Raw genomic sequence first — 21,387 nt, forward strand, 5'->3', positions numbered from 1 at the left:
GATTAATACTCGTTAGATCTATTCAACTCTATGGTAGATCAGAATATGTGAAAGCTATGGGCTTTCTCTTTGTAGGATGGGCACTTGGATTAATATTGATGATTCTAAATGTATTAGTAATATTCGCTGATGTACTAGATGCTTATTATCCTCTTCTCTGGGGTGAGAGTGTGGAAGGCTGGTGTTTAGCAAATGATCCTTGGGGAATCTCGCCTTATTTAATCCTTGGAATATTTGCGATACCTATTTATTGGTCAAATGCTGGAATCAAGAGGATGCTTAGAGGGATAATACCTAAATAACTATTTTACTGTTGAGTTAATGATATTTTACGGGCAATGCCAATGATTTATGAAAGGAGTATAAGTTAAAGGTGAGCTATTTGAGAATAGCTATATCAACGAAGGGATATAGAGGGCTGGATGATGAGGTATCGGATGAGTTGGCGAGAAGTCGAACAATAACTTTGATTGATATTTACGGAAAAGAGAAAGGATATCAGCTTGTTGAGGTAATAAAAAACAAGGCCGTAGACTTTAGTCATGGAGCTGGGCCAGTTTTTGCTTATCTTTTGTTAGAGAAAGGTGTAGAATTAGTGGTTGGTCCGGATATAGGAGTGGGTGTACAAGAATTGTTTAATGATATTGGAATAAAGTTCTTGAAATATAGTCCTAAAACCAAGGTTAGGGATGTTGTCAATGATCTTTTAAGAAAAGGTTTGAATTAATTTTATTGTAGGACTGTGTAGGTAAGATCTGTACGGTGACGAGATACCGTTTTCTAAGTTACATGATAATGTTACTATGAACATTATAGTGATCGATCTATTATGCTTGTCATATGATATGGACAAGGAAAGCTATGAAGCTTCCGTTCATGATACTAATATAATTAATAATGTTTTGATGGACATACATAAGGGTTAATTGCTACTGATCATTGTATGTTTGATAAGTTAATAATATATTTCGAAAACAATAATTTTAATACTTGAATTAATGGTTTCAGGAGGGGTTTTTAATTGGAAGAACTAGAAGTGGATGTAGCCATTATTGGAGCCGGTGTAGCCGGTTTATCCGTTGCGAAGGAGTTGTCTAGATATGATATTGATATAATTGTTATTGAGAGAAATGATGATGTTGCTTTAGAGATGACTGGTAACAATATGGGGTTGGTCTGTCAAGGAGCAGACTCTCTAACTTTTAGGCCTGGAACTCTTCATGCTGAGCTTAACATTAAAAGCATCCCGCTATGGCCTAAGTTTGCTGAGGAACTAGGTGTCCCATTCAAAAGGGTAGGAGGATTAGGGCTCATTTGGAACAAGGCCGATTATCTGAGGTTCCTAAAGATGTACTCCAGAGCATTTAAGTCATCGTTAAAACCGAACGCGTCATACTACATTCCGGAAGGCAGTTTTAAGCCGCTGCAGTTCCTAGATAGGAGATCCTTGAAGGATCTAGAGCCCAATATTAATCCTAAAATTCAAGGAGCCCTGTATGACCCTAACCTAGCTGTAATAGACCCGGTAGTACTAACTAAATCATTGGCTGAGAATGCTAAAGCAAATGGCATTGAACTCTTACTTGGAAACGCGGTGAAGAACATTGAGAGGAAGGATACATACTTTCTGATCAACACTAATGAAGCTACGGTCAAGGCAAGCTTTGTGGTGAACGCTGCAGGTATAAATACTGATAGAATAGCTGAAATGGTGAGAGCAAGGAACTTCAGTTACGTTCCAGTGAAAGGTGTTCTAACAGATTTTGATGAGGAGACCAGTGAAGTCTTTAGTCACCAGGCATTTTACCTCCCAAGACTTGGCGATCCTCATGTTAGAGCGGTTGTACCTATAGTTTACGGAGGCCTCAGAATAGGTATATACCTCGACTTCGTAATGAAGAGTGATAAAACCCTCCCTCCTCAGGGACTAAAACATAATCTCAAGGTAGTTAAGGAGGTCATACCAGGCTATCCATTTGAAAAACACATCAAAAGAACATTCTTCGGAATAATGCCTATAACAAACGCTGAAGTAGGTTGGCACGATTTCATAGTCGATGTGCCAGAATATGTGCCAAGATGGGTAAATATAATACTAGGCCCTGCAGGGGTCAGCTCAGCGCCCATGCTAGGGAAGAGAGTCGCTGAGCTACTAATGACATCAGGCCTATATCTTCTACCAAAATCTAATTTCAATCCCACAGAAAAAGGAGGTGTTAAGGCATGACTGCGCTTCCTCAAAAAATTACTCTAAATACTGCCCTCAAGATGATCAATGCAATGATAAGATTTGCAAAGGACAACCAAATATTTCCGGGAAGTTATGCAGTGGTAGATGAGGGAGGTCACGTAATAGCTTTCGAGAGAAGAGACATTGCACCGATAGCAACAGCTGATATAGCGATCGACAAAGCATGGACCGCGGCTACAATGAAAGCCTCGGGCAGGATGCTCGAGGTTATAACTAGAGGAGAGGGATGGAGGCTTAACGTCAAACACAAAGGTAGGCTAACCATAATACCTGGGGCCATACCTATAATAGCTCATGGACGAATCCTAGGAGGAATCGGTCATAGCGGAGGCTCAGCGGAAGAGGACTTGAAAATATCTCAAGCCGGCTGGACAGCTATATTCAGGGAAGAAGACTTCAAAGAAGAAGTCGAAGAGAAATTGTCAAAAGCGAGGCTAATAGCTGAAGAAGTCCTAAGTATAATAAAAGAAAGAAACCTAAAACCTGTAAGTGTAGCCGTTTTAGATGAATGGGGAGGGCTCCTACTGCTTTACAGGATGGACAGAGCTCCATATGGAACCCTTGAACTCTCAAGGGACAAAGCTTGGACAGCTGCAGCTTTTAAGACTTTCTCCGACTACGCTTTACAATTCTATAATAACAATGTAAATAATGTGAACTGGAACGAACGTGTTACACCAGTTCCTGGTGGCGTACCATTCTCTACGGGGGAAACGTTTTGTGGTGCGATTGGGATTTCAGGTGATGAGCCGGAGATAGATAAAGAAGTAGCAATAGAGGCTCTTAAAAGATTAGCAATTAAAGTGCGAGAGTAATTTTTTCCATTTCATTTTCCTATTCTTATACCACAATAGGGCAGGTTATGGGAAAACCAGTAACTCTACTAGCGTATCAATTACTGTGGTAATAGCAAGTGTATGAGCAATCACATGCGTTTATCTAGGCTGGAATATTTCATACTCATTGCCCTCTGGATCATTGAAAAATGCGAGTAAACCGGATCCTATATCACTTATCTCACTAACCTTAACACCCCTGGCCTTCAGTTTCTCCACAATTTCACGTATGCCGTCCACTTCAAATACAACGCCTGTTCTCTTGGGAGAAGCATCTTCGTCATGAAGCAACGCGATTACTATGTTTTCCAGAGGTATCTCGCTCCAAACACTAGTAACGTATGATGGCTTCAAACCTATATTATCTCTCCAGAAAGATACCATTTTACTAACATCAGAGACACGAACAATGACATATCTCACATTCTTAAACAAACCTATGTTCCCCCAATCATCTAGATTCTAGCCTGAAAGTTAAATTAGTAATAGTCAAGAATGGGACTACCGCTTCTACATTTACCATAGCAATCCAGTTTCCCAGTCACTCATACATGTAAAAGATTGTTGCCATGCCTAGTAGAGGCTTTGTTTTATTAAGCTGGTTTGTTTATTGGTCCATTGTTATCTTACATGTAACTCCAAAAAATGACATTATCATCGAGTTTTACCGTTAACCACGAGCTTTCGCATAAAGTAATGTTAATCATAAGTCCTCTAGGCATACTACATCGACCATGCTGTTTGCCTTGCTTGATAGTTTCTGGTCTTCTGTTACTAGTATTAGATTGTGTTTTAGGGCTATGGCTATGTAGGAAGCATCATATACTGTTATGTTCTTTGAAATTGAGGTTTCTAAAATATCTTTCTCTAAACCATATGGTTCTATGATGACCACGTCTCTGAGTAGTTCTGTAAAGTCACTAATAATTAAGCTGGCCTCCTCCTGGTCGAGCTTATGTAGGAGGTTAGCCTCTTTCCAGAAAGCATTGAGTACCTCGTATATTGTAAGCCATTGTAGTGCCTGTCCGCCCAGGGGAATTATCTTGGCTTTCTTTATGGCTTTTACGATGCTTGACGCGTCAAATAAGTATGTGGGCCTAGTCATCTCGAATCCCTATCCTCTCGCATTAGCTTTACCAGCTCGTCCACGTCTATCTTAGCCAGTATATCCTGTTTCTCCCTAAGTTTTTCCTCTAGTTTTAACAGCCTCCTTTTGCGCACCTCCTCCTCAAGAGCTTTCCTCAATACCTCAGAAACGTTAACACCCATAATAGTCTGCTACAAGACAAGATAGAAGAGGTTAGAGTACGACATTTCTTCGTGGAATGTATATATGCACATGATACATACTCTTCTGCTAGGTGCCATAAATTAGGAATGGCAGACTCGTTCACAAGTATTCCTTGATAAATGGCTAGAGAAGGATCTGATCAGCACCATGATCAAAAACACAAAATTAATTGTCGAACAGAGACCTCATGTGGCTATATACAGCAATGGCTATTATAGCTGCTATTCTAATATTTATGCTATCAGAGAGACTAGTTCAGTGCTGGAACAGTGTCCCGCGACTTGAGTTGCATGATCTTTGTCCCCTCATTTACTGTAGGTTTTTGTTATGTTTGTGCAATCAGCAGAATTTGTTCTGGATGGACGTAGGCAATAAGTTTTTCTTTAAGTTAACTGGGGTATCAGTATTTCTTCGGTAACGTGATTGCTACTCCTATAGCTATCGCAATTATTACTCCTACTATTATCAGTGTGTAAGTCTTGTTTGCGTGTTTTGATGGAGAAGCGGTTATCGAAGCTGTCGTTGAGGTGGTTAAGCTCATTGTTACTGTAGTGGTGGAGTGAGTTATTGGTGTCGTAATTGATGTCATTGATGAGCTGGTTGCAGACGAGGTAGTGCTTGTTTGGGATGTTGTAGATATTGGTGTAGAAGTTGTTCCCCCTCCTGTTGTGGTTGGTGTCCTAGATTGAGTTTGTGTTGACGTTGTTGGGTGAGTAGTTGTTGGTGACGATGTTGTGGTTGTTTGGGTTTTAATGATATATGGCTTCATTAGTGGGTAGTAGTCGATGTTGCTCTTACTATTATTAATGATGTATGGTGTGTCGCCTATTCCGTCGCTGTTTGAGTCAGTACCCTTATAGTCACTCCAATAATTTCCCCCTGAAGGATACCCGTTATCCCAAATGTTAACTGAGTTTAAAGCAACAGCTTGCACAGAATTATTGATGAAGTCATTGTGATAGATAGTGTTGTTCGAAGAATCGAGGAGGCCTGCACCGTATTTATTGTTGATAAATAAGTTAGCATAGATAGTGTTGTTTGATGAAGCAAAGAGGCCTATGCCATCATGACTGTTGCTTATTACATTACCGTAAATGGTATTGTTATCTGAATAAGAATAAAGAATTATGCCGGAACTGTTACTCATTTCGTTGTTATAAACAGTATCATATGAAGAATTATACAATACTATGCCAACTTGGTCATTGCCTATTTTGTTATTATAGATCTTATCGTTTGAAGAGCCATAGAAAACCATGCCTAAATACTTATTATTTACTATGTTATCATAAATGTTGCTGTCTGAAATATTAGTTAAAAGCATGCCGTCATTGAAACTTCCACTTATTTCTATGTTTTTTATAGTTATGTCACTTAAGTTTACTGCTACTATTCCTATCCCTCCTCCATTTCCTACTCCCACTATCTTATGACCATCTCCGTCAAGGACGACATTACTCGTTTTTATCATAGTTGCATTTATGTCGGAAGGGATGCTGATGTCCGTATTTAAGACATATGTTCCTGGCTTGGTAATGTTGTATGGCAAATGATTAATGTAGTGGATGGTTTCCCCTGTTGTATTTAACCATTGCTCTCTTAAAGCTGAAATGCTTGAAGCTGAAATGTATGTTAAGAGGAATAATACTGCAATGAAAATTTTTAAGTTTTTAATCGTGATAACCACCAATTTAAACATTTACATATTATAATTATCATATAAAAATTTGTTATATTTAACTACTTACAAAAAATCCAAACTTGATGATAACTCACGTTCATAGGATGCCTTTATTACAGCATTTATTATACAGGTTGCGCAAGAAAACACGAATTCATATTCCTTAACTAGGATGACAAGAGTTACATTGTTATTAAGACTATCTCTTTTCGCATTAACTTAAAAATCTTACTGATGTTAGCTTTGTTCGAGGCTTTACTCTACTCAAATCTACACTAAAACTCACAGCACTCCCTTACTTTATAGAGCTGCTGGCGGGATTTGAACCCGGGATCTCCGGCTCCGGAGGCCGAAACCATAAATACGATCGTCCTATTCTCTCTCATTGTTTCGGGCCAGTTAGGTATGTTTTCACGTCTATTATCTAGTGTGTGAGGTAGCGGGTTTAGATAGGTGGTGTTATCAGTGCTAGTTTTAACCTACTATATTGTCAAGAAATCTAAGGGTTAATGGGTTTTATAAATCACTATTACAGGATATTGTGTTTGTTAATAGTGGTTACCATGATAATTAAGGCCTATACTAGATGTGCTTATAATTGTGTTTTAAGGACTCCGGTATTTCTCCTAGCAGGCTCGTGAGAGTATTCATCACTTGCGGGACTTGCCTTGTATGATTCTGTCTAGAAGAGAAATATTGTTGCTGGATAATCGTTGAGCAATGATGTTTTCATGAGATAGAGGATGTAAATAGTATGCCAGGAATCTAAGAGATATTAGCTATGGGGCCCATTATTAAGTAATGGGTATTTGAGCCTTGTCTGTTTCAACTACTAAAAAAAAGCGTGAAGCTCGTTAAACCTGGTGAGCTGGATCAAGTTCCACCTGGTTACTGGGCTGCTATTATAGATGGTGGAGTCGTGGCTTGGGCTGAAAGTCTCCAGAGACTATTATCAGTAATGGAAAGTAAAGGGTACAAGAGGAGCGAGTATGCTGTAGTCAAAGTCCCGCCGGACGAGCTACTAGTCGCCAAAACAGGTTAAAAAGGAGGTATAGACGTGGCTGAACAACTAGTATTCGAATACGTTGAAAGACTTGGCAGACCATACCCACTAGTACCCGTGACCCTAAGAGCCCAAAAAGAGTTAACCCTATACGCTCTCTAGATAGTGGTGCTGTCATAAGCCTCTTCCCAGAAGATGTCGCAAACGTTATAGGACTTGACTTGAGCAATAGGGAGACACTATACTTAACTGGAGTGGGAGGATATATAAAGGGAAAACACGTTCCAAACGTAGAGGTCATGATAGGAGCATATAGCTTAAGAATCCCAATAGTATTCATACCATACATTCCCATAGAACTAGCAGTTCTCGGGAGAAAAGAGTTTTTCGATGCATTCGAAATAGCGTTCAGGGAGTGGGAGAGAAAACTAATAATAAAACCAAGAAACATGCAAGCAAATTACCAGTTATAATACTTAATGTGTATTTATGTCTAAAATTTATGCATAAATGGCGGCTCCGCCCGGATTAGCTGACCAGAGACCACCGGCTCGGTTTAGAAACGATTAGGAGAATTGTGATGTCATGGGATGCTAAATGGGGAATCAAACCATTTACCTTGTTTACTTAGACTTCCTCATTACGATAATAGGTGCTTTTGCTATATACTCGACGAACTTCATAGCATATACTAATACGGTTTTTATATTTGGAACTATTTATGGCATCGTTATAGTCACACGTGGATTCATGCCATTACTGATTTATAGTGAAAGGCTTTTCAAGACAATGCCGTTCGTCCACCTACTTTTCCTGTTCCTAACAATCACGTTAGCTTTACTTCTCAACAACATCACAATCTACCTTATGGGAATATCAGTCTCTGCGTTACTCGGAATTTATACCGGAGGCTACATATACAATCTAGAGGTGAGCTGGTCTAAACACCTAAGAGATCCGTCAAAATTCTTTTCACTAATCTCAGGTGCTGAGGCCGTTGCGTTCTTCGTTGCGCCGATACTCACATATATAACGCCGAATAAGATAGTCTTCCTCGCAGTCCTATCAGTGTCCACGGCATTCGGACTCATTCTCCTCTTCTATTTTGCTCGTCTTGGTGGTGCTGAAATAAAACCTAGATTCTTCTCCGGGGAACTAGCGTTGATTAGGAATGTTGCTCCTCTTGCAATATTGGCAGCTTTAAACTGGTTCTTACAGTACCTCTGGATGGGAATGGTGTTTGAGCTTGGAGCTAGACAAGGCATATCGGGTTTCCTAGTGTTTGTAGCGGTTGAACTCGAAACAGCCACGTATATGGCTATCCAGTTTATTATCAGTAGGAGGGGTCTTAAGAAGCTAGCAAGTATGAGGTCAGTTTCTATGTTAATGGCTGTCTATGCTCTAGTTGTGATATCGTTTGCTTCTCTTATTATCGTTAAGATAGACTCGAGTATATTCTTCCTTATTTTACTTGCTTTAGCAGCTTCGTCAAGCCCGCTTGAGCCTCTTATTAATACACTTGTCTCGTTTACTGATCGTGCTCCTGAGATCTCTACTATTGTCTTAAGCTTTAACTACATAGGAGGCGGGATTGGCTATACATTATCCTCGCTTCTACTCAGAATCTAACTACTCTCTTTGTCTTTCCCTCATTATTATCATTTCTGGGTCAAAGCTTGATTATGATTTCATTTCTCCAGATATTGTTAGTGTTAGTGAGTTGGAACAGGATAGCGGGCTCCTGATTCTGCAAACTGTAACTGTAAATACAATTGTCCCAGAACCCCATAGGAAATAGAACGAATCTAAATAGGATTTATACCCGCTAGGTTAATTGGATATAGCACTCTTATATTTGACTAGGTTTTGCTCTTATACCCATGGTATCGCTTTTTAGGCTTTCATGTTGATTTATGTTACCGGTGTTGTGTTTTTGTCACGGGAAGCTGTAGTTAGGGTTCGGGTTCCCTCTTATTATGCTGGTAGGGTTGAGGAGGAGGTTAGGCTGGCCTACGCTATTGATCTTTTCCTGCGTGGAGTTGTGAGTGTTGAGCGTGCCGCGGAGCTGGCTGGTTTACCGCTCTACAACTTCCTAGTTGAACTGCGCAGAAGGGGGAATCTACGCTTACTCCTATAGTGACGAGGAGTTCCGGAATGAGCTAGGGATTGAGTAGCAAGTCAGCTGAATGCATAGTGCTGAACTCAAGCCCCATTATAGCTCTCGCAGCCATAAACCTACTAGAAAGCTTAATAGAACTGTTTCCAAAGATTATTGTGTCTACTGCAGTCTACGAGAAGGTCACAGTCAAAGGAAGTGTTTATGGATAATGGAATCTGTCTAAGTGTTTAAAGATCGCTGAGGGAGATAGAAAATGTAAGGCACTGGAAATTAACCCTTAAAGGGATAACGTTAATGTTGGAAACTGGGATAGGAGTCTTATCTTAGAGTTGAAGATATAAAGCATTGTATTTGGAATGATATTGTTTGGCGGTGGCTAGTATGGTTCTTTTGCCTGGTTATAAGTGGCTTGAAATAGTGTCTGGTAGACGTGGCGGCAGACCTACTGTGAAGGGTACAAGGATATCTGTTGACGATATTCTAGACATGCTCGCGGCTGGCTGGAAACCCGAGGAGGTTGCTGAGGAATTCGATATTCCGTTGGAGGCTGTGTATGAAGCATTGAGGTTTGCATCTAAGGCTCTAAAGAGGGTTACAGTGGTTGCTGAGGCTTCTAGCTGATGAGAACATACCTAAAAAGCTGGTAATCTCCTTGAAGCGGTATGGCGTGAATGTTGCTCGTTTACAGGACCTGGGTACCCGAGGTATTAGTGATAGGGAACTAGCCAATATAGCAAACGAACTTGAGAGAACAATATTAACAAGAGACGCTGACTTTACAGAACCAAGCCTCTTACCTCTGATAAGGCATGGAGTAATCTACATCTCCTATCAGCCGCCTAGGAAAGAAATACAAGGACTAGCCGAGAGAATAGCCTCTATAGCTAACCAGCTAGAACCTAAGCCTGAGCTACTCATAATCATAGACCATAAATATATAGAAATCTATGACTAGCATCTACATCAACGGTTTACTACTCTAAATGTAGAAGTCTAAATTTTATGTAATAACCATGATTTCATAGCTAAACTACAGGCTAGTGGCCATATAATTAGGGTTGGCAACCATACAACTCCATTATTTTATTTTAAGAAACAAATCACGGAGGAGAAGCGTATCTTGTGGAATATGGAAAAATATACTAAAAACTATGTATGAGTGGCGGGCCCGCCGGGATTTGAACCCGGGACCCCCGGCTCCGGAGGCCGGTGCCCTATCCTGGCTAGGCCACGGGCCCACTCGTATTAACTTGGTTTCTTTGGATGGTTAATAATAGAGCGCTGGTTATTCTGATTTATCTGTTTAGAAATGTTGTTTCATAGATTATGTGGCTTTCCTAGTGTGATTATGTTCTTGTAGTTGTCGTCGTTTTGTATGTATGTTGTGGTGTCAATGATTAGCGGATTTTCTCTCTTAGTTATCTCCTTTATTTGGGTTGTTTTGAGGTCTTTGTATTGGCTGTGTCTTGTTAGAACTAGTATTATCTCAGCGTTTTCGAGGGCTTTTTCTAAATCGCTTGTTAATGGTATGTGTAGATTCTCTAGTATGGGATCATGCTTAACATATGGATCGTGGGCTATGATTTCCTGGTAGCCTCTGGCTTTGAGTATTCCCAGAATGTCATATGTTGGCGAGAGTCTCGTATCATCTACGTTGCCTCGGAATGCTACTCCTAGTACGGCTACTTTACTCGATGGGGGGATCCCTATTTTTCTACGGTATTCTTCTAGCAGGTTGGCAATGGTTAACGGCATATTCTCGTTTATCTGTCTTCCAGTAATGGTTAGTTTCATGATGTATTTTCTTTCGAGGAGGCTATTTGCTAGATAGTATGGGTATATAGGTATGCAGTATCCCCCGACACCTGGTCCGGGGAGGTGTATGTGGGAGTATGGTTGGGTGTTAGCTGCTTCACATGCTTCGTAGAAGTCTATGCCTAAATTCATTGCAGCTAATGCCAGTTCGTTTGCGAGTGCAATGTTGACGTCTCTATATATTCCCTCAGCTAGCTTCTCGAATTCCGCTGTCATAGGCCGGCCTACGCGTAGAACTCCCTTCCCAGCTATTTTCTCGTATAATTTTGATACGAGCTCTAGGCTCTTCTCATCTATTCCTGAAACTATTTTAAGGTATCTATCTTCTATGTCCTCAACCGCCCTTCCAACGTATACCCTCTCTGGACTGTACGCAAGGTAGAAATTTCTCCCTGCTTTTAAACTGCTAGCCTCCTCAAGAACAGGCTTGGCTTTATATTCAGTGGATCCTGGGGGTACGCTGGACTCTATTATTACTAGGTCTCCCTCTTTCAACCCTTTTCCTATGTCTCTCAGAGTAGCTGTCCACGAATCATAGTTTACATCTTTTGTTATCCAGTCAAGGTATACTGGAACAGTTACTACTTTAACCACGGAATCGGCGGACGCTTTAACACCGTCAGTAGTTAATAATAGCCTGTCTTCCTCAATGCCCGTTCTAATAGCGTCTTTTATTTTCTCCTCAATAACATCCTGTGCTCCTTGCCTGATCTTTTCCAGTTTATCGTGATCTATATCAACGCCGATTACCTTCAACCCTTTCCTCAGGTATACTGCTATGAGCGCCAATCCGACGTATCCTGTCCCGTAAACGGCTATCCATCCTTTGCCATCGAACACTTTGTCTACTGCATCCACGTCTGAACACCTCCCTCTTCCCATTCTCTCTTCTTTCTCTCGAATTCCCATCTATCAGATACGATTCTGGCAGGAACTCCGGCAACCACACTTTCACTGGGAACGTCTCTAGTTACGATGCTTCCCGCAGCCACTATAGAGTGCCTACCGATTTTTACACCGGCTATTAATATGGCGTTTGCACCTATAGCTGCTCCTTCTTCTATATAGACTCCTATAAGCTTCTTTGACATGGGATACCGGTCGTTAGTGACTAATGCGAAGGGCCCTAGGAAGACATTGTCCTCTATAATGCTCTCGGGGGGAATATAGACTCCTGATTCTATCCTGACGTTATTTCCTATTCTAACCCTTCCATCTATAACGCTTGATGAACCTATGACTGTATTGTCCCCTATTCTAACGTTCTCTCTTATGAGGACGTTATGCCCTGTCTCAACACTATTTCCTATAACGGTTCCCTCGTAAATACTCGTACCCGGGCGTATGTGAACTTTAGATCCCAGAATAGATCCATCGCTAACCGCATCCAAGGCCTCCAAGTATAAGTTATTATCTCCTACTTCGAGACCCCGGATCTTCGATCTAATAGGATAGCCTATGATTGTATTGATGTCTACGATGGATCCTTGGCCGATTACTGATTCGCCTAAAACCACTGCAGACTCGGCCAATAGGACTTTGTCGATCCTAGCCTTCTTTGAAACATACAAACCTTGTACACCTACTATAACAAGAATGAGATGGGTAGATAATTATCTTATACTACTTCCGTCGAGTAAATGTATAAGTCTCCTAGTTACTCAAGTGATGCTTATGGGGTTAGATGATGAGGCGGTTGATAAAGAGGGCTAGCTCTAATAGCTGGGAGGAGTTATGTATACCATTGGATGACCGGTTAAAAGAGCTCCTCAAATATTACCTGAACTCTACTGATGAAGGCGAAAAAGGGAAGTCGGTACTTGATTTACTGGAGAAAGGCTACAGATATTGGTTACTTGAGAAGAATTACGGGGAGGAGAAGGTTGGGGATAGGGAGAACTGGGATCCGGTTTACTGGAGTATGAAGCTGGCTTCAGGATTTGCTTTCTACAAGATAAGGCTGAGAGATGCTATTGAGGAATTGAAGAAGTTAACAATGTCCTTGAGCGGTGTACTGGGAGATCTAAAGCTCTGCTATGATAAGCCGGAAACAGTGAGAAGGGATCCTAGTTTTGGCAGGCGAATAGAGGAATACCAGAGGGAAGTCAATGCATATGTTGAGAAGTTCATAACAGCCCTAAGAGAAGACGTGGATTCCTCCGAAAGGTATGTCGAAGACGAAGAAAAATTCCTAGATGAACTAGAGTCCCTCATAAAGGACTATAGAAAACTACTTAGAGAAAAGAAATTAACGTCAAAAACGCATTCTAGCTAATTCGCGTCTAACCTAGTATGAACGTTATAATGATGTAACCCGTTATCGTTATTGTACTAGAGAAAACTAGGCTTTTCCTAACATAAGCCTTCCAACTGACGTTACTTAACCTTAATCCAATAAGATTGGCTAGGCTTCCTATGGGAGTAAGGTATCCAGCGATATTTGCACTTACAATCAAACTGTTCCATTGCTGTGTTATTTTTGTAAGGAAAATAGTTGTGGGAACATTACTGATTACTTGTGAAAAAGCGAGTGTTCCTAGGTAAATTAGGCTTCTATTGGTTACTGGATGAATTAAGTGTTTAGATAAAATAAGTGCTAGCGAGTTGAAGTCTAGGAATAGGAATATGAATAGAAGAGCAAGGGCCCAGTCAACAGAATATACGATGTACCTGTCGACTAGGACGAATATACCTAGTGCTAAAAGAAAAGCATATGAACCATATCCTTCATTAGACAAAGCAATGCCTAATAGCAGTAAAAGTAGAGTTGTATATCCTGTAGTACTGGAGATTTTCACCTTAGGATAACTCGCTACCCTCTCTAATCGTTTTCTCCCTATTTCTAGGTAGACCACTAATAACAATATGAGTGTCGCTATAGCAAAAACTACAGATGAAACTTCTATGAAACCGGTAAAAGACACATTATAGTATTGCCAAATAATGATATTCTGAGGGTTGCTGAACGGAAATAAAATCGAACCCGTGTTTGCAGCAATCAATCCCAGAACAACTATAGAAACAGGGTTCCATCCAGAGATTTCCGACAACTTTAAACCTACAGGAATCATTACGAGTACAGCTCCATCATTAGTTGCCATCGCTGAGAGAACAATAGTGGATAGAAGGTAGAATAATAGAACACTAAATCCGTCTGCCTTACCCTTTGCACGTATCCACTGAGCTAACCTTGTATTTAGACCGCTTATAACGAATCCTCTCGAGATAAGTAAGAAAAACAGGATGGTTGAAAGCGACTTTATATCTAGTAGACGTGGAACATCATAGAGACTTGAACTTGAACATTTAAGCAAAATGGGTGTTGCAATAATAGCTATTGAAATAATTAAACTTCTAAAACCTATCGTCCGCTTAGTTATATTATGCAATTCTACTCGAAACCTCTGCAGTCAATCCACGATCCGAGACGACCTCGGAGCCATCCCTCGAAACTTTAATATGTGCCACAATAAATTTGCCCCAAGCTAAGGGGATAACCCAACAGTCTTCGGGTTCTCTAAATTCGGCAGCATCTAGAACTCTAAGCTCCTTGAACAATTCTTTTACCTTAACTGAAATAGCACCTTCATCTAAACCCGGAATAGCGGATACTGCAGGTCTGCCCTTAGGGGAGAATTCACTAGAATTCAAGTCAAAGTGTATTCTATCCAAAGCAAACCCGTTATAGAGAATGGGCACATCTACACTAATACCATCAGGATGACGATGTACAATAAGAGGCCCGGGAATAATTAAGTTAATGAGTGAGGAAGCAGTCTCGATAGCTTTACTAGCCATCTCTTGGGAGACTGTATTAGGAACTGTTTCCCTTGAGGAGGGTTTAGGCAATATTGTACACCGTATTTAGTACGTACGGGTATCGAATTATTTTAAGGATATAGGTGATAGTGTCCAGGGAAAATACGCAACCCTACCTTCAAGTTGATCAATCTATAGTTAGAGAGGTGTTTAAGCATTTTACAATGTCTACTGTAAACTCTTTTTTAAATTGATTATCCATCTTATAGATTCCAGCATAAATTTTATCGAGAATCCTTATTATTTCATTCCCTTCGATCTCGGCTTCAATTTTGAAATACTTAACATATCCTACTGGGCGGGGATTTGATAAGTCAAGGTTACGTATTAGAAAATGTGCTGATCTAATTTCATTTACATCACTATCATTAACTTCGTTTTCCAATTTCTTATAAACTCGATCTCCCGGGGTTATGAGGGTTGCTAGTCTCAATCCAAGCAATTTTAAGGGATTTTTATTTCTCTTCACCGGTAGATTAGTAATTGCTTCATCCAAAGAGTTCCTCAGGTTTCTAAGATCGGTTAATTGGTTATATACATCGATTTTGCCTTTCAATATACAATCCACATTTCTTATGGACTCTACATCATCGAGGAGGTTTTCAAGCCGCATTAACAGGAGTTTTCTGAAGCCTTTTTCCAAGCTACACCAGAACCTGGCATCTGCTCCAATCTTCTTATTCCCCAGAGCTAGAATATTATATGGTATTGCTACGGCAATCTTTTTCAATCCAGCGAAATACCTCCACTTTAAGGTTATACTTTAATCAAAGTTTTTTAATCTTAATTTTAATATTGTATCAATAGAACTGTGAACTGCAAAAATTATTTAACTACTATCATATTATAGGTTATACATGCCAAGCTCTTTCTAGGAAACGTTAGAAGGTGATATAAATTTGAGTTCAAAGGGACTCTCAACATCAGCTTGGATAGGTATTATTATAATAATCATAGTCATAATAGGCGCTGGTTGGTGGGCTGCAACAAGACATGGAGCACCGACTACAACTACGACTACAACTCCTACAGGTACTTCAACTACATCAACTTCACCGACTACAACTACGACTACGACCACATCATCGATCACTGGAACAGCTACTACGACTACTACAACAACAATGATGCAGGGATATACATTCATACCTCCCAAACCGGGGTATGCAGCTGTAATTGAAACAAGCAATGCGTTCGTAGTAGTCGGTCCTACTGGATCTAAGGTTCCACAATTTGACAATAAAGGAAAGCAGATAATTGTTGTTAAGTTTAAGGCAAATGAAAGCGCTACTTTACCTGCTGAAAACTCTACTGCATTCGTCAATATAGATCCAGGGTTCTACAGGAACTCCTATGCAGATGCATTAATGATGGCTGGAAGACAGGAGCCAAATCCAGCACTCAGGACTCAGATGTATGAAGCTGTTTATAAGCTAAGCAATTATTATGAGCCTATGATCTGGCTAGGACAGTACATTGCAGTCTTCAACTACTGGAGCTGGGTACATGGAAGATACTATCAGCCAACCTTGGGTGAAAGATTCGATCTCATTACCGAAGACTCTAATGCACCTAATATCCCTCTAGGCATCGGTAATTATGCTAATAATGCGACAACATACGTAGATGTCACTATAGGATGGCCTCAAAGTTTTGATCCTGCGAAGTCGTATGAAACATTCGGTTGGCTAATCTTCCACGAGATAGGTGACACACTAGTAACGTACTGGAAGAACCAAACAGAGGTATTAAGCCCGGATCTAGCAGTAGCATGGGCTCACAATAAAGACGGAACAGATTGGTATTTCGTTATAAGAGGCAATGTAAAGGCGTATGATCCATGGCACAATAATGTATATCCTGTTAATGCTACCGACGTCCTCTTCACTCTATGGAGGATAGCTAGGCTGAACCTAGATCCTAGCTGGATGATAACGTCTTTCATCAATGTTAACCAGAGCACTGTACTAACAGAAAATGAGCTAAGTAGTGTATTGTCTAAAGGAGGAATATATACTAGCTATGGGAACTTCCAGGGAGAGGTAAAAAGCTTATCGCAACTACTACAAGTTTACGACTACAGCGGATCTACCGCTGGTGTTGTCGAGCTAAAGCTATATAAGCCGTATGGTGCCATACTCGAAATACTTGCAGATCCGTTCACGATGGTTGTACCTATGAAATACATGTTCGATTACACACCACAACTACAGGGCAAATACACACAGGCACTTAAAGATAGCAACTATGGAAGGAGCCCGTCTGCATGGGCGAAATATGTCGGTACTGGAGAACAAGAGCCTACACATCAGCTTCTACATAAGTATCCTGTAGGTACTGGTCCATACTATGTGAAGGAATACAAGGAGAACAGTTACATAGTGCTCCAGTATAACCCTTATTACTGGAACGTAACACTGTGGAAACAGCTATATGGCACTAATGCACCGGAGCATAAGACGGCTATATTCCTAATTAATAATGATGCTGTCACTAGGATAGAAATACTTAAGAGAGGTCAGGCAGATTATGGAGCTATACCCATGGATAGGCTAAAAGATGTTGAAGGGTATCAATATTCTGGAACAAACTATAAGGTAGTGGTAAAGAATCTAGGGTTGGATCCAACGATACTCTACATAGTTCTCAACGATCTGAAGCCTCCTCTGGACAATCTGTATGTCAGGCAGGCACTAGCATATGCTGTACCTTACACACAGATATATAATCTTGTATATGCTGGTTATGCAACCGAGCTTTACGGTGTATTACCAGCAGGCTTCATAGGTCATAATGACAATATTGTGGCAAAATATTCATTTAATCTAACGAAAGCTAAAGAATTATTGCAAAAGTCTGGTGTCGACCTAAGTAAGTATAGTATAGAGGTATGGTATAACACAGGGAATAGTCAGAGAGAGAAAATAGCGACATTACTGCAAAACACCTGGGGTTCACTAGGACTCAAGGTTACAGCAAAAGCTCTAAATTGGCCGACATTACTGCAAAACACAGAGAAGCCTAGTTTCGATGTATATATAATAGGCTGGGCACCTGATTATATAGATCCCGACGACTATGCAGGACCACTATTCTATGGAGGAACACAGTTCAGTGTACTACAATGGACTACCGTTAACAGCGTATCCAGCGCAGGAAGTTACCTAAGCGGATGATATAGTTTTTCCAAAAGTACTCTGTATTCTTTTTTCCAAACAATTAATCTATCGATATAGTTTTACTTTTTTTGATAATGATATTTTAACCTCTCCAATTACCTCCAAAACAAGGATGCAATGGTCTCCCCCCCGTAGTGGGCCAATCTCGGGAACCTAAGTCTTGGCATACATCCGTTAATAGAGGGAGGATATGATGGCCGAACTTAGGAGGTTTCTTGTTAGGAGGTTCCTAACTTTCATTCCTACCTTAATAGGTGTAACCTTCATAGTTTACTTGATAGCTGCAGTGGTTCCCGCTAATCCAGCGAGGCTTTGGGCGGGGGGTCAAAAAGCGAATCCTCAAGTTATTAACATGCTTGTAAGAGAATATCACCTTAGGGACCCGTTTTATGTTCAGTATTATTACTTCATGAAAGGTTTCCTCGAAAACTCTATGGTAAGCCCCGTTACAGGATATAAAGTATGGTATGAAGTGAAAACATATATGCCTGTAACGGTTCAACTCACGCTTATTTCCTTCGTATTTATTGTCCTTATAGGAATTCCCTTGGGAATCATATCTGCCTTGAAGAAGGATACTTGGATAGATGCAGTGATAAGGGTTATAGCTTTAGTTGGGGTTTCTGTACCGATATTTTGGCTAGCATATTTAATGATATTCCTGTTCTTCACAAAGCTAGGCTGGATAACACTATCAGGTACCCCTACTCCTTCCTATAGTATAACCGGTATTCCGTTAATAGATTCTATCTTGAAACTTGATTGGCATACCCACTATGAGATAATAAAGAGATACTGGCTCCCTGCAATAATACTTGCATATCCAGGTATAGGAGTTATAGCCAGGTTGGTACGGAACTCTTTCCTGGACGCATTAGGTGCTGATTTCGTTGAGTTCATAGATGCGAAGGGTCTTCCTAAGTCACAGAGGTACCGTCATGTCCTAAAGAATGCGATGGTGCCTATTATCACGGTACTGGGACTCCAGTTTGGCGGTCTTTTAGCTGGCGCACCCATAACTGAAACTATATTCGGTCTTCCAGGTATTGGTAGGTTTATGCTGACAAGCATATACAGTTTTGACTATTTAAGCCTGATGGGCGGCGTATTTGTGATAGCATTGATCTATATGACGGTAAATCTAATCGTAGACATATTCTATGCCTTAATTGATCCTAGGGTTAGATATTGAGGTGATGTATTATGGCTACTAAAGCTGCTAGTGAAGTTTATAAGAAAAAGGTTCTGGATAGGTTTTCGGATGTATTTATTGATGGTTTAGCTAGCTTCATGGAGAAAATACGTCCAGGGTGGAAGGTAAGGAACCAGGCAAGAATAGATGAATGGAAGCTAATGTTCTACGCGTTTAATAGGAGTCCGCTGGGTATAACTGGTGCTATCCTGGTTTTAGCGTTTCTCGTAATAGCAATTATCGGACCTTGGATAGCTCCGTTAAGCTATGATACTTCTCTAGCGCTGTGCAACCAGCAAGCATACCTTGCCCCTCCGAAGACGACAGTGACCATTCCAACAGGATGCGAGGCGCTCGGTGTTAAGCCTGGTAACTATACGCTATATCTGGGTGGTGATAGTTTTGGCAGGGATTTAGGTAGTAGAATGCTGTTTGGGGCTAGGACTAGTTTTGTCGTAATGATATTTGTCTTGCTAGTAGGGCCTTGGATAGGTATAGGATTGGGGCTTATTTCAGGTTATTTCGGCGGTTCAACAGATGAGGTAATCATGAGGACTACTGATATCTTCCTAGTATTCCCAGGGCTGATACTGGCTATAGCTTTCTCAGCAGTTCTTCCAACGAGGATTTCCGGGTTTCTTTCAAGCCATCACATTGTAAGTTTATTCTTCCTACACTTATTCTCATTGAAAGTTCAGCATGAGGGATCCTTAGCAAGCCTATTATCTGTGATTATAGCCCTCTGGATAGTTTGGTGGCCTGGTTATGCTAGACTTGTTAGAGGAATGGTTCTATCAGAAAAGGAGAACACCTATGTAGAAGCTGCTAGAGCCTTAGGTATACCTTCAAGGTCAATACTCGTAAGGCATATACTACCCAATATATCAGGTCCAATACTTGTATATCTATCCCTCGATTCGGGGGGAGTAATTCTAACAGAGGCTGGGCTTAGCTTCTTGGGAGTAGGAGCTGTTCCACCGATAGCTGATTGGGGTAGAATAATTTATGATGGGTCACAGTACTTCCCTAATGCTTGGTGGCTCATCTTCTTCCCAGGCCTGGCTATATTTTTAACAGTATTTGGCTTCAACCTACTCGGTGACGTGTTGAGAGACGTGTTAGATCCTAGGACAAGGAGAAGCATTGAGTTCAAGTTGAAGAAGGAGGAGGCGGGCGAGGAGCAGTGAGGTGCAGGGATCCTATAATAGTAGTGAAAAACCTGTATGTAAATTTTTACACGTATGCAGGAATCGTCCAGGCAATAAATGGCGTTTCATTCGAGATTTGCAGGGGAGAGACATATTGCCTTGTAGGGGAAACAGGTTGCGGGAAATCTGTAACTTCAAAAGCACTAACCAGGCTCATACGGTCTCCTGGGAGAATAGAGAAAGGAGAAATACACTATTATCCTGAGCCAGGGAAAAAGGTAGACATTATGAAACTTGCTGAGACGGAATTAAGGGAAATAAGAGGGGATGAGATTTCCTATATATTTCAAGATCCTAGTACTTCTCTAGATCCGTTGTATACTTTGGGTTATCAAATAGCGGAAACTATGGTGTTTCATAATGTAGTCCATGATATTAAGGAAGGTATTAGGAAGGCTGTGAGTGTTCTGAAAAGTGTTATGATGCCAGATTCAGAGACTAGAGTTAAAGCGTTCCCACACGAGCTTAGTGGAGGCTTAAAACAGAGGGGTGCTATAGGTATAAGTCTAGCTAATAAGCCGAGGCTACTTATTGCTGACGAACCGACTACGTCGCTTGACGTGACTATTCAAGCCCAAATAATGGACTTCCTTAGGAAGCTGAAAGAAAAGGAAGGACTAACACTATTATTAATAACTCATAACATGGGGCTTGTTGCAGAGATGTGCGATACTGTTGCTGTTATGTATGCTGGGGAGATAGTTGAGGAGGCTCCGGTTGAGGTATTATTTAAGAACCCGTTACATCCGTATACTAAAGGCCTCCTGAAAGCTGTTCCGGTACATGTAGGTAAGAAGGTGACCCTTCACTCGATACCTGGTACAGTGCCGAATCTAATCTTCCCACCGCCAGGATGCAGGTTCCACCCGAGATGCCCTTATAAATTTGACCCTTGTGACAAGAAGAGACCACCATTGATTGAAGTAGAAAAAGATCACTCAGTTGCTTGCTGGCTGTATGAAGAGAAGAGGTGATGGTGTTGGAGAGTAGGGA

General features: G+C 40.8%; 25 protein-coding genes and 1 tRNA gene. 16 read left to right on the forward strand and 10 right to left on the reverse strand.

Going from position 1 to position 21,387, the window contains the following annotated elements; translation table 11 throughout:
* From F7B60_00680 to F7B60_00695, 4 genes are all read left to right on the forward strand, one after another.
* On the forward strand, window positions 1–302 hold a 302-nt coding region (locus F7B60_00680), incomplete at its 5' end, for a hypothetical protein (GenBank protein MCE4614034.1).
* Window positions 303–382: 80 nt separating this feature from the next.
* The gene (locus F7B60_00685; protein MCE4614035.1) at window positions 383–727 is read left to right on the forward strand and encodes a hypothetical protein; all 345 of its coding nucleotides are present in this window, start codon (window positions 383–385) and stop codon (window positions 725–727) included.
* Window positions 728–1,021: 294 nt separating this feature from the next.
* On the forward strand, window positions 1,022–2,227 hold the full coding sequence (locus F7B60_00690; protein ID MCE4614036.1) for an FAD-dependent oxidoreductase: 1,206 nt from the start codon (window positions 1,022–1,024) through the stop codon (window positions 2,225–2,227).
* On the forward strand, window positions 2,224–3,066 hold the full coding sequence (locus tag F7B60_00695; GenBank protein MCE4614037.1) for a heme-binding protein: 843 nt from the start codon (window positions 2,224–2,226) through the stop codon (window positions 3,064–3,066). The genes F7B60_00690 and F7B60_00695 overlap by 4 nt, the downstream gene beginning before the upstream one ends.
* Window positions 3,067–3,186: 120 nt before the next feature.
* Here F7B60_00695 and F7B60_00700 read toward each other — a convergent pair whose 3' ends face one another.
* From F7B60_00700 to F7B60_00715, 4 genes are all read right to left on the reverse strand, one after another.
* A complete protein-coding gene (locus F7B60_00700; GenBank protein ID MCE4614038.1) occupies window positions 3,187–3,522 on the reverse strand; it encodes a VOC family protein in 336 nt (111 codons plus the stop codon).
* A 268-nt stretch (window positions 3,523–3,790) separates the two neighbouring features.
* Window positions 3,791–4,192: a type II toxin-antitoxin system VapC family toxin gene (locus F7B60_00705; protein ID MCE4614039.1), complete on the reverse strand. Its 402-nt coding sequence runs from the start codon at window positions 4,190–4,192 to the stop codon at window positions 3,791–3,793.
* Window positions 4,189–4,356 (reverse strand): hypothetical protein, encoded by a 168-nt coding sequence (locus F7B60_00710; protein MCE4614040.1) that lies wholly within the window; start codon window positions 4,354–4,356, stop codon window positions 4,189–4,191. The genes F7B60_00705 and F7B60_00710 overlap by 4 nt, the downstream gene beginning before the upstream one ends.
* Window positions 4,357–4,778: 422 nt before the next feature.
* Window positions 4,779–6,065 (reverse strand): right-handed parallel beta-helix repeat-containing protein, encoded by a 1,287-nt coding sequence (locus F7B60_00715; GenBank protein ID MCE4614041.1) that lies wholly within the window; start codon window positions 6,063–6,065, stop codon window positions 4,779–4,781.
* 838 nt (window positions 6,066–6,903) lie between these two features.
* Between F7B60_00715 and F7B60_00720 the strand changes: the two genes are divergently transcribed.
* From F7B60_00720 to F7B60_00750, 7 genes are all read left to right on the forward strand, one after another.
* Entirely contained in the window at window positions 6,904–7,101 is a 198-nt protein-coding gene (locus F7B60_00720; protein MCE4614042.1) for a DUF5678 domain-containing protein, read from the forward strand.
* A gap of 182 nt (window positions 7,102–7,283) precedes the next feature.
* The gene (locus F7B60_00725; GenBank protein ID MCE4614043.1) at window positions 7,284–7,535 is read left to right on the forward strand and encodes a hypothetical protein; all 252 of its coding nucleotides are present in this window, start codon (window positions 7,284–7,286) and stop codon (window positions 7,533–7,535) included.
* Between the two features lie 124 nt (window positions 7,536–7,659).
* Window positions 7,660–8,691 carry a hypothetical protein gene (locus F7B60_00730; protein MCE4614044.1) on the forward strand — a complete coding sequence of 344 codons (1,032 nt, stop codon included), beginning with the start codon at window positions 7,660–7,662 and terminating at the stop codon, window positions 8,689–8,691.
* A 304-nt stretch (window positions 8,692–8,995) separates the two neighbouring features.
* Window positions 8,996–9,199 carry a UPF0175 family protein gene (locus F7B60_00735; protein ID MCE4614045.1) on the forward strand — a complete coding sequence of 68 codons (204 nt, stop codon included), beginning with the start codon at window positions 8,996–8,998 and terminating at the stop codon, window positions 9,197–9,199.
* A 29-nt stretch (window positions 9,200–9,228) separates the two neighbouring features.
* On the forward strand, window positions 9,229–9,390 hold the full coding sequence (locus F7B60_00740; protein MCE4614046.1) for a hypothetical protein: 162 nt from the start codon (window positions 9,229–9,231) through the stop codon (window positions 9,388–9,390).
* A gap of 172 nt (window positions 9,391–9,562) precedes the next feature.
* Complete coding sequence (locus F7B60_00745; protein MCE4614047.1) at window positions 9,563–9,802, forward strand: DUF433 domain-containing protein; 240 nt, start codon at window positions 9,563–9,565, stop codon at window positions 9,800–9,802.
* Window positions 9,783–10,136, forward strand: a complete 354-nt coding sequence (locus F7B60_00750) for a DUF5615 family PIN-like protein (protein ID MCE4614048.1) — start codon at window positions 9,783–9,785, stop codon at window positions 10,134–10,136. Before F7B60_00745 ends, F7B60_00750 begins: the two co-directional genes overlap by 20 nt.
* Window positions 10,137–10,341: 205 nt before the next feature.
* Here F7B60_00750 and F7B60_00755 read toward each other — a convergent pair.
* From F7B60_00755 to F7B60_00765, 3 genes are all read right to left on the reverse strand, one after another.
* Window positions 10,342–10,419: transfer RNA gene (locus F7B60_00755), tRNA-Arg, on the reverse strand.
* 79 nt (window positions 10,420–10,498) lie between these two features.
* Window positions 10,499–11,854 carry a nucleotide sugar dehydrogenase gene (locus F7B60_00760; protein MCE4614049.1) on the reverse strand — a complete coding sequence of 452 codons (1,356 nt, stop codon included), beginning with the start codon at window positions 11,852–11,854 and terminating at the stop codon, window positions 10,499–10,501.
* A complete protein-coding gene (locus F7B60_00765; protein ID MCE4614050.1) occupies window positions 11,842–12,567 on the reverse strand; it encodes an N-acetyltransferase in 726 nt (241 codons plus the stop codon). The genes F7B60_00760 and F7B60_00765 overlap by 13 nt, the downstream gene beginning before the upstream one ends.
* Window positions 12,568–12,683: 116 nt before the next feature.
* On the opposite strand from F7B60_00765, the gene F7B60_00770 reads away from it, so the two are divergent.
* The gene (locus tag F7B60_00770) at window positions 12,684–13,271 is read left to right on the forward strand and encodes a hypothetical protein (protein MCE4614051.1); all 588 of its coding nucleotides are present in this window, start codon (window positions 12,684–12,686) and stop codon (window positions 13,269–13,271) included.
* A 7-nt stretch (window positions 13,272–13,278) separates the two neighbouring features.
* Here F7B60_00770 and F7B60_00775 read toward each other — a convergent pair whose 3' ends face one another.
* The 3 genes from F7B60_00775 to F7B60_00785 all read right to left on the reverse strand — a co-directional run bounded on the left by F7B60_00775 (window position 13,279) and on the right by F7B60_00785 (window position 15,545).
* Window positions 13,279–14,385, reverse strand: a complete 1,107-nt coding sequence (locus F7B60_00775) for a hypothetical protein (GenBank protein MCE4614052.1) — start codon at window positions 14,383–14,385, stop codon at window positions 13,279–13,281.
* Entirely contained in the window at window positions 14,378–14,845 is a 468-nt protein-coding gene (locus F7B60_00780; GenBank protein MCE4614053.1) for a hypothetical protein, read from the reverse strand. The genes F7B60_00775 and F7B60_00780 overlap by 8 nt, the downstream gene beginning before the upstream one ends.
* 97 nt (window positions 14,846–14,942) lie before the next feature.
* A complete protein-coding gene (locus F7B60_00785; protein ID MCE4614054.1) occupies window positions 14,943–15,545 on the reverse strand; it encodes a hypothetical protein in 603 nt (200 codons plus the stop codon).
* A gap of 169 nt (window positions 15,546–15,714) precedes the next feature.
* Here F7B60_00785 and F7B60_00790 point away from each other — a divergent pair, with 169 nt between their 5' ends.
* From F7B60_00790 to F7B60_00805, 4 genes are all read left to right on the forward strand, one after another.
* Complete coding sequence (locus tag F7B60_00790; protein MCE4614055.1) at window positions 15,715–17,991, forward strand: ABC transporter substrate-binding protein; 2,277 nt, start codon at window positions 15,715–15,717, stop codon at window positions 17,989–17,991.
* Window positions 17,992–18,187: 196 nt separating this feature from the next.
* The gene (locus F7B60_00795) at window positions 18,188–19,186 is read left to right on the forward strand and encodes an ABC transporter permease (GenBank protein MCE4614056.1); all 999 of its coding nucleotides are present in this window, start codon (window positions 18,188–18,190) and stop codon (window positions 19,184–19,186) included.
* Window positions 19,187–19,197: 11 nt separating this feature from the next.
* The gene (locus tag F7B60_00800; GenBank protein MCE4614057.1) at window positions 19,198–20,373 is read left to right on the forward strand and encodes an ABC transporter permease; all 1,176 of its coding nucleotides are present in this window, start codon (window positions 19,198–19,200) and stop codon (window positions 20,371–20,373) included.
* Window positions 20,370–21,368 (forward strand): ABC transporter ATP-binding protein, encoded by a 999-nt coding sequence (locus F7B60_00805; protein MCE4614058.1) that lies wholly within the window; start codon window positions 20,370–20,372, stop codon window positions 21,366–21,368. The genes F7B60_00800 and F7B60_00805 overlap by 4 nt, the downstream gene beginning before the upstream one ends.
* Window positions 21,369–21,387: the final 19 nt, after the last annotated feature.

The organism is Candidatus Tiamatella incendiivivens, from assembly GCA_015522635.1.
In the GTDB taxonomy this organism is placed as follows: Archaea; Thermoproteota; Thermoprotei_A; order Sulfolobales; family Acidilobaceae; genus Tiamatella; species Tiamatella incendiivivens.